Source organism: Paraburkholderia sp. A3BS-1L, assembly GCF_051125215.1.
GTDB lineage: Bacteria > Pseudomonadota > Gammaproteobacteria > Burkholderiales > Burkholderiaceae > Paraburkholderia.
Genome location: NZ_CP120442.1, coordinates 438,279 through 451,112, shown reverse-complemented (window position 1 = coordinate 451,112; position 12,834 = coordinate 438,279). Strand labels below are relative to the sequence as shown.

General features: G+C 66.4%; 12 protein-coding genes. 1 reads left to right on the top strand and 11 read right to left on the bottom strand.

The features are described from left to right. Positions 1-35: 35 nt before the first annotated feature. The 10 genes from araH to P5W99_RS01985 all read right to left on the bottom strand — a co-directional run bounded on the left by araH (position 36) and on the right by P5W99_RS01985 (position 10,859). On the bottom strand, positions 36-1,073 hold the full coding sequence (araH, locus tag P5W99_RS02030) for an L-arabinose ABC transporter permease AraH (RefSeq protein ID WP_421022975.1): 1,038 nt from the start codon (positions 1,071-1,073) through the stop codon (positions 36-38). Positions 1,074-1,096: 23 nt separating this feature from the next. After that, a complete protein-coding gene (araG, locus tag P5W99_RS02025) occupies positions 1,097-2,608 on the bottom strand; it encodes an L-arabinose ABC transporter ATP-binding protein AraG (RefSeq protein ID WP_421042584.1) in 1,512 nt (503 codons plus the stop codon). 138 nt (positions 2,609-2,746) lie between these two features. Further along, complete coding sequence (locus P5W99_RS02020; protein ID WP_434661615.1) at positions 2,747-3,748, bottom strand: arabinose ABC transporter substrate-binding protein; 1,002 nt, start codon at positions 3,746-3,748, stop codon at positions 2,747-2,749. Between the two features lie 110 nt (positions 3,749-3,858). Then, on the bottom strand, positions 3,859-4,638 hold the full coding sequence (locus P5W99_RS02015) for an SDR family oxidoreductase (RefSeq protein ID WP_421042586.1): 780 nt from the start codon (positions 4,636-4,638) through the stop codon (positions 3,859-3,861). Beyond that, positions 4,635-5,333: a 2-dehydro-3-deoxy-6-phosphogalactonate aldolase gene (locus P5W99_RS02010; protein ID WP_421042587.1), complete on the bottom strand. Its 699-nt coding sequence runs from the start codon at positions 5,331-5,333 to the stop codon at positions 4,635-4,637. The genes P5W99_RS02015 and P5W99_RS02010 overlap by 4 nt, the downstream gene beginning before the upstream one ends. Positions 5,334-5,367: 34 nt before the next feature. Then, complete coding sequence (locus tag P5W99_RS02005; RefSeq protein WP_421073479.1) at positions 5,368-6,438, bottom strand: 2-dehydro-3-deoxygalactonokinase; 1,071 nt, start codon at positions 6,436-6,438, stop codon at positions 5,368-5,370. Further along, positions 6,435-7,403, bottom strand: coding sequence for an IclR family transcriptional regulator (locus P5W99_RS02000; protein WP_421022969.1), 969 nt, complete (start codon positions 7,401-7,403; stop codon positions 6,435-6,437). Before P5W99_RS02000 ends, P5W99_RS02005 begins: the two co-directional genes overlap by 4 nt. Before the next feature lie 501 nt (positions 7,404-7,904). Beyond that, positions 7,905-8,294, bottom strand: a complete 390-nt coding sequence (locus P5W99_RS01995; protein ID WP_028216230.1) for a RidA family protein — start codon at positions 8,292-8,294, stop codon at positions 7,905-7,907. Between the two features lie 53 nt (positions 8,295-8,347). Beyond that, on the bottom strand, positions 8,348-9,832 hold the full coding sequence (locus tag P5W99_RS01990; protein ID WP_421042589.1) for an N-acyl-D-amino-acid deacylase family protein: 1,485 nt from the start codon (positions 9,830-9,832) through the stop codon (positions 8,348-8,350). 55 nt (positions 9,833-9,887) lie between these two features. Further along, positions 9,888-10,859, bottom strand: coding sequence for a MurR/RpiR family transcriptional regulator (locus P5W99_RS01985; RefSeq protein ID WP_421042590.1), 972 nt, complete (start codon positions 10,857-10,859; stop codon positions 9,888-9,890). A gap of 132 nt (positions 10,860-10,991) precedes the next feature. Here P5W99_RS01985 and P5W99_RS01980 point away from each other — a divergent pair, with 132 nt between their 5' ends. After that, positions 10,992-12,278, top strand: coding sequence for an amino acid deaminase (locus tag P5W99_RS01980; protein ID WP_421042591.1), 1,287 nt, complete (start codon positions 10,992-10,994; stop codon positions 12,276-12,278). A gap of 87 nt (positions 12,279-12,365) precedes the next feature. On the opposite strand, the gene P5W99_RS01975 is transcribed toward P5W99_RS01980, so the two are convergent. Further along, positions 12,366-12,827: a MarR family winged helix-turn-helix transcriptional regulator gene (locus tag P5W99_RS01975; protein WP_421022965.1), complete on the bottom strand. Its 462-nt coding sequence runs from the start codon at positions 12,825-12,827 to the stop codon at positions 12,366-12,368. Positions 12,828-12,834 lie beyond the last annotated feature (7 nt).

The following is a 12,834-nucleotide window of genomic DNA, read 5'->3' as shown; positions in this document are numbered from 1 at the left end:
GATTAATCGCTCAGTTAATCGCCCGATCGCAGGCTTCAATCACGCGCACCGCGATTCTTCAACTGGTCGAGCAGCACCGCCGCGAGCAGGATCGCGCCACGCACCAGGTACTGGTAGAACGCGTCGATGTTGAGCAAGTTCATCACGTTCTCGACCGTGCCCATGATGAGCACGCCGATCACCACGCCCGAGATCGTCGCGCGGCCACCGAGCAGCGACACGCCGCCCAGCACGCACGCGGAAATCACGTTCAGCTCGAAGCCTTCTGCCGCGTTCGGCTGACCAGAGGTGATGCGCGAGGCCAGAATCACGCCCGCAAGCGCCGTCACCGCGCCCTGGATCAGGAAGATCCACACGCGCGTGCGCTCGACCTTGATGCCCGCGAGCCGCGAAGCTTCCGGATTGCCGCCGATGGCGAGCGTATTGCGCCCGTACACGGTCTGGTTGAGCATCACGCCGAACACGATGAAGCACACGAGCGTGACCCAGATCGGCAGTTGCACGCCGAAGAACGATGCCGTGCCCATGGCGATGAAGGTGTCGGAGGACACGCCCACGGCCTGGCCATGCGAGACGATGAAGCCGAGCCCGCGCACGATCTCCATGGTCGCGAGCGTGGTGATCAGCGCATTGATGCGCAGATACGCGATCACCGCGCCGTTCACGAAGCCGATCGCGGCCCCCGCGGCCACGGCGGCAACGATCGCGATGAAGGTGTTGTTGGTGGCGTTGAGCACCATCGCGCAGAGCACGCCAGCGAACGCGACAGTCGAGCCCACGGAAAGATCGAAGTCGCGCGAGGCGAGACAGAACATCATCGTGCAGGCCACCATGCCGATCTGCGAGATCGACAGCGCGAGGCCAAGCATGTTCTCGATCGAGAAGAAATGATCGACGGTCAGCGACATCGTGATGAACATGATCGCGAAGATCACGATGAGGCTGTACTCGGTGATCTGCTGCCACCACTTCTGCTTGTCGCTGGCCTTCGGAATCAGCGCTTCGGCGGCGCTGTGCGCGACGCTCTTCGCTGCATCGGCGGCTTCGGCCGCCAGGTTTTCTCTCGCTTGCATTTCAGTCACTCCTCCCCGTCCACTCATGCGGCTTTTGCCTGCGCGCCCTGCGGCAGCGCGAGGTCCAGCACCGCATGTTCGCTCGCCGCGCTGCGCGGCAACTCGCCGGAAATGCGGCCTTCGCGCATGACCACGATGCGGTCCGACACGCCAAGCACCTCCGGCAATTCCGATGACACCATCACGATCGCGCAGCCGCGCGCAGCCAGCTGGTAGATCACGTTGTAGATTTCGTGCTTCGCACCGACGTCGATGCCGCGCGTGGGCTCGTCGAGAATCACCACTTTGAGGTCGGGCTCGGCGAGCCAGCGCGACAGAATCGCCTTCTGCTGGTTGCCGCCCGAAAGAAAGCGGATCTTCTGGCGGCGGCTCGGCGTCTTGATCTTCAGCAGCTTGATGAAGCGGTCAGCCGTTTCGGCTTCCTTCTTGCGATCGAGAAACATGCCCGCGCGCAGGAAATGACGGCGGCAGCTGATGTTGATGTTCTCCGATACCGTTGCCATCGCAACGATTCCCTGTTCCTTGCGGTCTTCCGGGCACAGCACGATGCCATGGCGAATCGCGTCGCTCGCGCACTTCACGCGGATCGGCTTGCCGTCGAGCTCGATCTCGCCCGCACGCCGCTTGTGCGTGCCGTAGATCAGCTGCATGAGCTCGCTGCGACCCGCTCCCACGAGCCCGAAAAAGCCGACGATCTCGCCCGCCTTGACTTCGAAGCTGGCCGCCTCGTTGAGCGGATGCCCTTCGATGCCGCGCACCGCGAAGCGCACCTTGCCATGCTCGCGCGGCGAGTAGTTGTAAATGTCGCTGATCTCGCGACCCACCATTTCGGCCACGAGCGTCGTGCGCTTGACCTCTTCGAGCTTCTCATGCGAGGCGATCTTGCGGCCGTCGCGGAAAATCGTGCAGGCATTGCAGAGCTCGTAAATCTCGTCCATGCGATGCGAGATGTAGATGAGCGCGCGGCTATCGGCACGCAGCTCGCGCACGAGCTTGAAAAGCACCTCGGTCTCGCGGTGCGAGAGCGAACTCGTGGGCTCGTCGAGCGCGATCACGCGCGCATTGCGCAGCAGCGCCTTGCAGATTTCCACCATCTGGCGCTGCGCGATGGAGAGCTTGCGCAGCTTCGCGGCGGGATCGAGATCCACGCCCATCGCGGCAAGCCGCTCGCGCACGAACCGGCGCGCCTCGCCGCGCTTCACCCAGCCGAGCGCATTGGGCAGCGCGCCCAGCAACAGATTCTCCGCGACCGTGAGGTCGGGCACATATTGCAGCTCCTGGTGAATCACGGCAATGCCCGCGCCGATCGACGCGGCCGCATCGGCGAAGCGCACCTCGTTGCCATCCATCAGGATGCGGCCCGAATCGGGCTGATACTCGCCGCCGAGAATCTTCAGCAGCGTGGACTTGCCCGCGCCGTTCTCGCCCATCAAGCCATGCACTTCGCCCGCATGCACGTCGAACGACACGCCATCGAGCGCGCGCACGCCGGGAAACACCTTGCCGATATTGTCAAAACGCAGTGTCGCTGACACTTCGGTTTCCTCTCATTCGATTCACTGCCGATTCGCCGCATACGGCCGGCGCGCGCTTCGCCTGCTTCGCTCGCACGCCGGCCGCCTTGCAGCGGGAAATACCTCAAACCCCTTCCTTCGCGTGAAAGCTTTTCTTTCCTACTTCGAGGCAAGTCCCATCTGCTCGCGCACCTGACCCACGTTGTCGCGCGTCGCCAGCATGCCGGTCGTGAGCGTGAGCATCGGCGGCGTCTTGCCTTGCGTGATCCACGCGTACATGAGCTCCGACGTCTCCTCGCCGTGGCGCTTCGGGCTGATGATGACCGTGCCGAAGAAGCCGGTCGGCTCGGGCTTCTTGAACTCGTTGAGCGCGGAGTCCGAGCCGCCGATGCCGATGCCGATCATGTTGTCGGCCTTGAAGCCGCGGCCTTCCGCAGCGCGCACGGCGCCCAGCACGGCTTCGTCGTTCAGGCCGTAGGCCACCCAGTGCTTGAACTGCGGGTTCTTGGTGAGCGCGATATTGGCGGCGTTGAAGGCGTTCTCCGTATCGGTCTTGGCCTGCGGCTCGGCGATGATGTTGGCCTTCGGGAAGCCCGCGGCCACCAGCGCGTCGGTCGCGCCCGTCGTGCGGTCATGCGCGGTCGGCAACTGCTCGTAGGTCACGTCGATGGCGCCCACGTCCTTCATGTCCCAGCCGCGCTTCTTGATCTCGGCAGCAATGCCGTCGCCCACCTGCTTGCCGATGTTGTAGGCGGAGATGCCCATGTGCGGCACGGCTTCGATCGGTTTGCCCGCGCCGTCGACGAGGCGGTCGTCCACGGTCATCATCTTGAGCTTGTCGGCCTTGGCCTTGGCGACGATGCCCGGCCCGAGCTTCACGTCGGGCGTGCAGATGATGAAGCCCTGGGCCTTTTGCGCCGCGAGATTGTCGATCGCGCTCATGACCTTCTCGCCCGAAGGCGCGCCGATCTTCACGAGCGTGAAGCCATCCTTCCTGGCAGCCATCTCGGCAAACTTCCACTCGTCCTGGAACCACGGCTCTTCGGGCTGCTTCACCAGAAAGCCGATCTTGACCGGGTCGGCGGCCTGCGCAACAGGGGCCTGTGCGAGCATCGCGGTCGTTGCGGCGGCCAACAGCGTGAGGAAAATCCTGCGTTGCATGGTGTCTGTCTCCTGTCTTCTTCAGTCACGGGAAGGTAGCGGCCGCTTTTTCTTCATCCGCCCGCGCGCGGCCAGCGCTGCGGCAAAGGTCCTGCGTGTTCTTTTCTTCTCTACTCGTGATGCAGCGCCGTGCGCCCGCCATCGATCGTGATGCAGCTCGCGTTGATGAACGGCGCTTCGTCCGAGGCGAGGAACACGGCTGTCATCGCGACCTCCTCCGGCCGGCCGATGCGCTTCATCGGCGGCAATTCGAGCGTCGCGCGGCGTGCCGCCTCGGGGTCGGGCTGCGCGTTCCACCAGTCGTGCGTGAGTTGCGTTTCAATGTAGCCCGGCGCGATCGCGTTCACGCGCACGTTCTTCGGCGCGTATTCGATGCCGAGGGCCCGCGTGAGGCCGATCACGCCGTGCTTCGCAACCGGGTACGGGAAGCAGCCCGGAATGATCTGGAACGCGTGCGTCGAGGCGATGTTCACGATGCTGCCTGCGCGGCGCTCGATCATGCCGGGCAGCACGGCGCGGCAGCCGTTCCAGACGCCGTCCAGATCGACGGCGAAGCAGCGGCGCCAATCGTCGTCGGTCATCGTGAGCGGGTCCGCGAACACGTTGATGCCCGCGTTGTTCACGAGCACGTCGACGGGGCCGAACGCGCGCCCGGCGGCGGCCACTGCTGCTTGCACCGACGTTGCTTGCGTGACGTCGGTAGGCACCGCGAGCGTGCGCGCGCCGGGCTGCGCCTGCGCGATCTCGCGCGCCGTGGCCTCGGCGCTCGCGCCGTCGAGCTCGGCAAGCACGACCGCCGCGCCCTCGGCCGCAAACGCGCGCGCGATCGCGGCACCGATGCCGCGTCCCGCGCCGGTCACGATCGCGACCTTGCCGTCCAGGCGGTTCACGCTTTCGCTCCTTGCACGCCGGCTTGTGCGTTTTGGGTGGCGCGCCAGCCCGCGATGAACGCGAGCGCATTCGCACGCGTCGCCGCCACGTCCTGCCCCGGCTTGTAGAGCGCGGACCCCAGGCCGAAGCCGCTCGCGCCCGCCGCCAGCTGCGGCCCCATGTTGTCCGGCTTCACGCCGCCCACGGGCAGAAGCGGCACGACGCCGGGAATGACCGCGCGCCATGCCTTCGTCACCTCGGGGCCCAGTTGCTCGGCGGGGAACATCTTGAGCGCATCGGCGCCGCATTTGAGCGCCGCGAACGCTTCGGTCGGCGTCGCCACGCCCGGCACGCAGGCGAGGCCTTGCAGTTTGGCCGCGAGAATCACGTCGGTGTCCGCGTGCGGCATCACGATCAGTTCGCCGCCGGCAGCCTTGACGTCGCGCACGTGCGCCGTCGTGAGCACCGTGCCCGCACCGATCATGGCGTCGGAGGGCAGCGCCGCGCGCAGCGCCGCGATGCTCTCGAGCGGCGACGGCGAATTGAGCGGCACCTCGATGAGCCGGAAGCCTGCCTCGTAGAGCGCGCGGCCATGGTCGGCAGCTTCGGCGGGCTGGATGCCGCGCATGATCGCGACCATCCGGCAGGCGCCAAATGCGGCCATGAAGCCTGCGTGAGGCGTGTACGGGGCCGGCAAGTTCAAGTCGGGTTCCATCGTGCGTAGTCCTGTGAGTTGCTTTCTGCCCGGCTCACGCCGTCTGGTTCGTCTGGTTCGTTGGCGCCACGAGGCCGGCGCGCACCGCGATGCGCCACAGCCCGCGCTCGGTCGCCCGATGCACGATCTGCGCGCCGCCGCAGCCGAACTGCGCGAGCGCGAGCCGATAGCGCTCACACAGCGCATCGGCGCCAATCAGGCGCGGCGCGCATGCCGCCAGCTCCACGTCGCGGCGCGCGAGCACTGCGTCGAGCCCCGCCAGTTCGTGACCGATCAGGAGGCCCGAGAGATAGTCGGGCTGCTCATCGGCGGCAAGCTGATCGGTGAGGCCCAGCGTGCGCGTGCTGAACGCAGTCGCCAGCACGCCCGCACAACCGTGTTCGCGCGCCACCGTCACGCCGCGCAGGAACGCCGCCGTATCGGGCGTGGCGGGCCGCTTCATGGTGCGGCCGAGGATCGTGTGCGCCGTGAGCGCCGCGTAGACTTCGCCCGTCATGAAGGTGTAGAAGCGCGCAATGCGCGCGCCCTCCACCACCACCCATTTCGCGTGCGTGCCGGGCAAGCCGATCAGCGCCGGCTGCGCCGAAGGGTGTTTCGTCGATGGGCTCGACGGATCCGCATCGATCTGCGCACCCAAAGCGCCAAAGATCTGCGTTTCCTCGCCGCGCATGACATTGGGCAACGCACCCGGCTCCAGCACGCCCGGCACCACGGCCACCTCCACACCGCTGGCCGTGCGCACCCTGACGATGCCGGCCACCAGCGCGTCTTCGCCTGCGGGCGTTTCCACATACGGCGCCGACACCCAGCCCTGGGCGCTGCCGACCATGCCCGCCGCGAGCACCGGCAGCGCGCTCGACTGCGCGAGCCACACGCCGCAAGCCTCGTCGAACGCGGCGTCGAAACCGCCTTCTTCTGCCGGCACCGGCAGATTCATGATCCCAGCCGTCGACATGCGCGTGTCGAGCACTTCGCCCGACGCATCGAACAAATACGCGCGCAGCGAAGTCGTGCCCCAATCGAGCGCGATGAGCGCCGCTGGTTTGGCCCTGGCGGCATCCGGTTTGCCCTGCGCCCTGCGCGCCGCCGCGGTGTGCGCGCTCATCGTCGGATCCGGCGCGTCGCGGGCTGCGGCACGCGCCAACCGAGCTCCTGCGAGATCGCGCGCGCCTCGCGCTGCACGACCGCAATCAGTTCGTCCATGCGTTCGAGCGGCATGTAGGGAATCGTGCTCGCCACGGATAGCGCCGCCACGATCGCCCCCGACGCATCGCGCACCGGCGCGGCCACGCAGCGAATCGAAATTTCGTTTTCCTCGAGATCGAACGTGTAGCCGCCGGCCGAGTACGTGGCCATGCGCTTGAGGAAGGTATCGGGATCGAGATTGTGATCGGGGCGAAAGCTCACGCCCGCCAGCGCGCGCCGCGACGCCTCGAACAAGTCGCGCCACGACTGCGGCGAGAGATCCAGCATCATGGCCTTGCCGATACCCGTGGACGCGAGCGGCATGCGGTGCCCCACGCGCGAGCGCATTTCGAGGCCGCGCTGGCCGGGGATCTTGTCGATGTAGAGCACGTCGTCGCCATCGCGCACGCCGAGGTGAATCGTGTCGAGCGTCGCCTCGGCGAGCGCTTCGAGATGCGTGCGCGCGACGGCCGTGAGCGGCATTTGCTCGAGCGCGATCGTGCCGAGTTCGATGAGCTTGGGTCCGAGCAGATAGCCGCCCTGCACCTGGCGCAGATAGCGCGCCTGCACGAGGCTGGAAACGAGCCGGTGCGTGGTGCTGCGCGTCGTGCCGAGCACGGCGCCGAACGAGCGCAGATCGCGCACGCCGGCAGCGGCGGCTTCGAGAATGGCGAGGCCGCGCAGGAGCGTCTGCGTGCCGGCTTGCGCCGAGCCGTCGAGCAGCGCGCCCGGCAGGCCGACGATTTCGTCGGCGCCGGCGCGGGATTTGGCTTGTGATTGCGCGCGGCCAGCGGCGCCTGGAGCGTCCGCGGCGGATTCAGCGGCCGACTCTGCCTCGGCGTTCGTAAAGCGTTCGGCGAAATTCGGGGACATCGCTTTGTTCATGGCGAGGCCGTTCAGAAAGACGGGGATAAACGCACGGCGTCAAGCGACAGCCTGCGGACCATGGTGCGAATCGCTGGGGCGCGCTTTTGCGCGCGACGGTGGACGGCACAAGGCCACGCGATTCGCGGACTGGAACATGGCTGACGTCTCCGATGCTTGCCCGCTGAACCGCACGCATTGCGCGGCCGCGAGCTTTTGTCTGGGCTATGCCGACTTGCCAACTGCCACCCGCTGTCTGGGGCGTGTGGCGCGTCATGTCGGATGGATCGGATTGTAGGTCGGTTTTTCTGCGATCTCCAATATGTGATTGGGGCGCTCACATATTGGGAATTTCATCCCCTGGCCGGATGGCTAACGGCATGTCGCTGGAAGTCCAAAGATGCCGGCAATGAGAATAAAAAAACGGCCGCCAGATCGCCTGGCGGCCGCTTGTACGGTTTTTGCGTGCTTGTCGCACAGTGATCAACGACATTCACGAAGCGCTCTCACGCCCCACCCGCATTACTTCCCTGCCGGCGCCTTGTAAGCGACGCAATCGACTTCGACCTTGCAGTCCACCACCATGCTCGACTGCACGCAGGCGCGCGCCGGCGGATGTTCGCCGAAGTACTCGCGGAACACCTTGTTGAACGACTGGAAGTCGCGCGCATCGTCGAGCCACACGCCGCAGCGCACCACGTGCTCCGCGCCATAGCCCGCTTCCTTCAGGATAGCGAAAAGGTTCTGGATGGCTTTATGCGATTGCTCGACGATGCCGCCGTTGATCACCTCGCCGCCTTCCATCGGCGTCTGGCCCGAGACATACAGCCAGCCGTCGGCCTCTACCGCGCGCGCGAACGGCAGATGTTGTCCGCCCTGGCCCTTGCCGCCTTCTGCTCCAATTCGTTTCATCGTTTGCTCCTTTGAGTTCGCCTGGCGCGCAACCATGTGCGCGAAAAAATAACTTAGAAAACCTGAGCGTCGCGCGTGCCCCGCGCGACGAAGTGGCCCGCGCGTTCGCCGGTTGGCTGGCCGTCGCGGTACGACAGCACGCCGTTCACCCACACTGCGTCGATGCCTTCTGCCACCTGCTGCGGCTGCTCGAAAGTCGCGGCGTCGCGCACCTTCGCGGGATCGAACAGCACGAGGTCGGCATGCCAGCCCACGTGCACCTCGCCGCGCTGCGTGAGACCGAAGCGCCGCGCCGACAAACCCGTCATCTTGCGCACCGCCTCTTCGAGCGGCAGCAGTGCAGCGTCGCGCGCGTAATGGCCCAGCACGCGCGGGAATGCGCCCCACAGGCGCGGATGCGGCAGCGGGTCGTTGGGCAGGCCGTCCGAGCCCACCATCGTCGCGGGATGCGAGAGGATGCGGCGCACATCGTCCTCGGACATGTTGTGATAGACCGCGCCCGCTGGCTGCAAGCGCTTGCCGGCCTCCTGCTGCGAGACGCCCCACTCGGCCGCGATGTCCTTGATGAGCTTGCCCGCCTGCTCGGGATGCGGCGTCGACCACGTGATCGTGATGTCGATGTCGCCCGTCACCTGCTTGAGATCGAGCGTCGATGAACTGCGGCTGTACGGATAGCAATCGCAGCCCACCGGCTGATACTTGCGCGCGCCTTCGAGCGACGCGAGCACTTCCGCGCTGCGCCCCCAGTTCGACGGGCCCGCGCATTTGAGGTGTGAAATGACGACCGGCACGCGCGCGTGCTTGCCGATGTGATACGCCTCCTCCATGGCTTCGAGGATGGCGTCGAATTCGGTGCGCATGTGCGTCGTGTAGAGGGCGCCGGCGGCGGCGAGCGGCTCCGCAAGCGAGAGGACTTCTTCGGTCGACGCCGCGAAGGCGTTGCCATACGCGAGGCCCGTGGAGAGTCCGAGCGCGCCATGCGTGAGCGCCTCTTCGAGCTGCGCGCGCATGGCCGCGATCTCGTCGCCAGTGGCGGCGCGCTTGAGATCGTCCATGTGGTTGCTGCGCAGCGCCGTATGACCGATCAGCGCGCCCACGTTCACCGCGGGCTTCGCGGCGTTCACGGCGTCGACGTACGCCGCGAAGGTCGGGTACTGGAACGCGTCGCGCTCGCCGAGCAGATTCATCGGATCGGGGGGGCCGCCATCGGCAGGATCGCCCTTGAGCGACACCGGCGCAGCGCTGATCCCGCAGTTGCCGACGACCACCGTGGTCACGCCCTGGCTGATCTTGGGCAACATCTGCGGCGAGCGGATCACGTGCGTGTCGTCGTGCGTATGGACGTCGATGAAGCCTGGCGCAAGCGCGCGCCCCTCGGCCTCGATCACTTCCTCCGCCAGCCAGTTCGACAGATTGCCGATGGCGGCGATGCGCCCGTCGCGCAGCGCGACATCGCGCTCGACGCCCGGCGCGCCCGTGCCGTCGTACAACATGGCGCCGAAGATCAGGGTGTCGGCGGCTTCCGGATGCGAATGCATGGCACAGTCTCCTGTCGATAGCGCGTCTGGCGTTGGCGCCTCGCGCGTATTGGGTTCAGTCGCCCAGTGGTTGACGCTCGCCGCCGCGCCCGGCAATGCCGCGATGCGTGTCGAGCGTAAGCTTCATGCGGCGCAGCAATTCGCGGCTCGCTTCAGGCTGCGCCAGCGCGAGCTCCGTCACGAGCACGTCGATCGCCATCATCATCGCGTATCGCGACGACGAGGGCTTGTAAATGAAATCGGTCTCGCTCGCGACGAGCGGCACGAGCCAGTCGGCGAGCGCGGCCAGCGGCGATGCCGGCGCGGTAAGCGCGACCAGCTTCGCCCCGTAGTCGCGCGCGATGCGGCACGCATCGAGCAGCTCGGGCACGCGTCCTGTTACGGAAAGCGCGATCACGACACAATCGGACGATAGCGTGCTTGCGACCATCCGCTGCAGCAAACTGTCCTGATACGACGCGACCGGCCGGCCGAGGCGCACGAGGCGAAAGCGCATTTCGTCGGCGAGCGCGCTGGAGCCGCCGCCCATGCCGAACACATAGATCATGCGCGCCTTGGCCAGCGCAGCGGCGACCTCGGCAAACGGCGCGTGGCGCAGCAGCTCATGATTGCGCGCGAGCGCTGCGTGGATTTCGTCGTAGACGCGCGTGGCGAGCCCCTCTTCGGGCTGCGCCGCCGGCGACGCCGCCCCGCGGCGTGGTTTGCCAGATCCGCCTTTGCCCGCGCCCCGGCGGCTGCCTTCGTCCTGAGCCGCGCGCAAGAATCGCTCGCCCACGGCGGCGGCCTGGGCGAGCCGCAGCTTGAGCTCGCGCACATCGTGACAGCCCACCGCCTTCGCAAAGCGTGTGACGGAGGCCACGCTCACGCCCGCGCGCCGCGCCAGCTCGCCGATGCTCGCCCGCGCGGCGGCAGCGAGGTCGTCGAGAATCAGGGCCGCGACATCGCGCTCGGCCGGACGCAAATCCGGCACGCATTGCGCGATTCGGGCGACGATGTCGAAACGTCCCGGTTCGGCGGCTGAATTCATGTTTTGTTAATAAATAACATTTCCCGAACAGATGGTACTTTGTGTACTATCTCCAAGTCAACGCCGGACCTGCAAGGCATGCACGGTTTCCTTGCGGACCGGCGCAACGGACCGTAGATGGAGCGAACGGAAATGAAAGTTACAAACTATCAGAGTGCAGCGATCGACCCGAACAGCAAGGGCCTTGGCAACCTGCCGGGCGCAAGCGTGCCGCTGGGCGACGCTGCGCGCCTCGAATGGAATCTGCTCGCCGAGGACGTGAGCTTGCCGGCCGCGGTCCTGTATGCGGACCGCGTCGAGCACAACCTCAAGTGGATGCAGGACTTCGTCACGCGCTACGGCGTGAAGCTCGCGCCGCACGGCAAGACCACGATGGCGCCGCAACTGTTTCGCCGCCAGATGGAAACGGGCGCGTGGGGTATCACGCTCGCCACGGCGCATCAGACGCGCGCCGCGTATCGCGGCGGCATCTCGCGCGTGCTGATGGCGAATCAGCTCGTGGGCCGTCACAACATGGCGATCATCGCCGAATTGCTGAGCGATCCCGATTTCGAGTTTTTCTGCCTCGTGGACACGGTGGAAGGCGTCGAGCAACTGGGCGAATTCTTCCGCGCCTCGCATCGCACGCTGCAAGTGCTGCTCGAACTGGGCGTGCCGCGCGGACGCACCGGCGTGCGCGACGCGGACTCGCGCCGCGCCGTGATCGACACGATCGCGCGCTATCCGGATTCGCTCAAGCTCGCGGGCGTGGAGATCTACGAGGGCATCCTCAAAGAAGAGAGCGAGGTGCGCACCTTCCTGCGCGACGCGCTCAACGTAACCGAGGAACTCGCCGCCGCCGGCCGCTTTTCGCGTTCGCCGGCACTGCTTTCGGGCGCGGGATCCGCATGGTACGACGTGGTGGCCGAGGAATTCGCGAAAGCCTCGCAGGCCGGCACGATCGACGTCGTGCTGCGCCCCGGCTGCTATCTCACGCACGACGTGGGCGTCTACAAGCAGGCGCAGTCGCAGATCCTCACGCGCAATCCGGTCGCGCGCGAGATGGGCGTGGCGCTGCTGCCGGCGCTGCAGCTGTGGGCCTATGTCCAGTCGATTCCGGAGCCGGGGCGCGCGATCATCGGCTTCGGCAAACGCGACGCCGCCTTCGACGCAGGCTTTCCAGAGCCGACGCGCCACTATCGTCCTTCACGCGATGGCGCAAGCATGCCGCGCGAAATCGCCGCGAACGAGGGCTGGGAAATCTTCCAGATGATGGATCAGCACGCCTATCTGCAGATTCCGGGCGGCGCGGACATCAAGGTCGGCGACATGATCGGCTTCGACATTTCGCACCCCTGCCTCACGTTCGACCGGTGGCGCCAGGTGCTGATGGTCGACGGGCAATATCGCGTGACGGAAGTGATCGAAACGTTCTTCTGATCGTTCTGCGGTTCGATTCACCCCGGCCCACGGCGGCCAGGCGCTTGCAGCCTGGCCGGCTGATGGCCGATGACTTGAGCGCTCGACTCAAGCGCCTTCCTTCGCTTCGGCGGCCTCGGCTTGCGCCACTGCCACGCTAATCCGTTCTTCCATCATCCGCAGTGCGCTCGACAGCGCCGTGAGCGCATCGTCAGGCAACGACATCGTCTGGTTCAGGAACGCGTTGCGCCGCGGCAGACTCGCCTCGACAGCATCGTGCCCCGCCTGGGTGAGCTGCACATTGGTAATGCGGTTGTCGCGCGCGTCGGCGCTGCGCGCGATCCAGCCCAGCGCCTCAAGCGGCTTCAATTGCCGCGTGAGCGCGCCCGGGTCCACGCGCAGACGCTCGACGAGCCGCTTCTGCGACGACTCGCCATTCTGCTCATGCAGCGCCATCAAAATGCGCCAGCGCGGCAGCGGATGCCCCACCTGCGCCTCGAACGCGGACATGAACGTGCGGTAGGTCCGTCCGAACTGCTGGACGATGGCGACGCGATCCTGTGTTTCCATGCTGTGT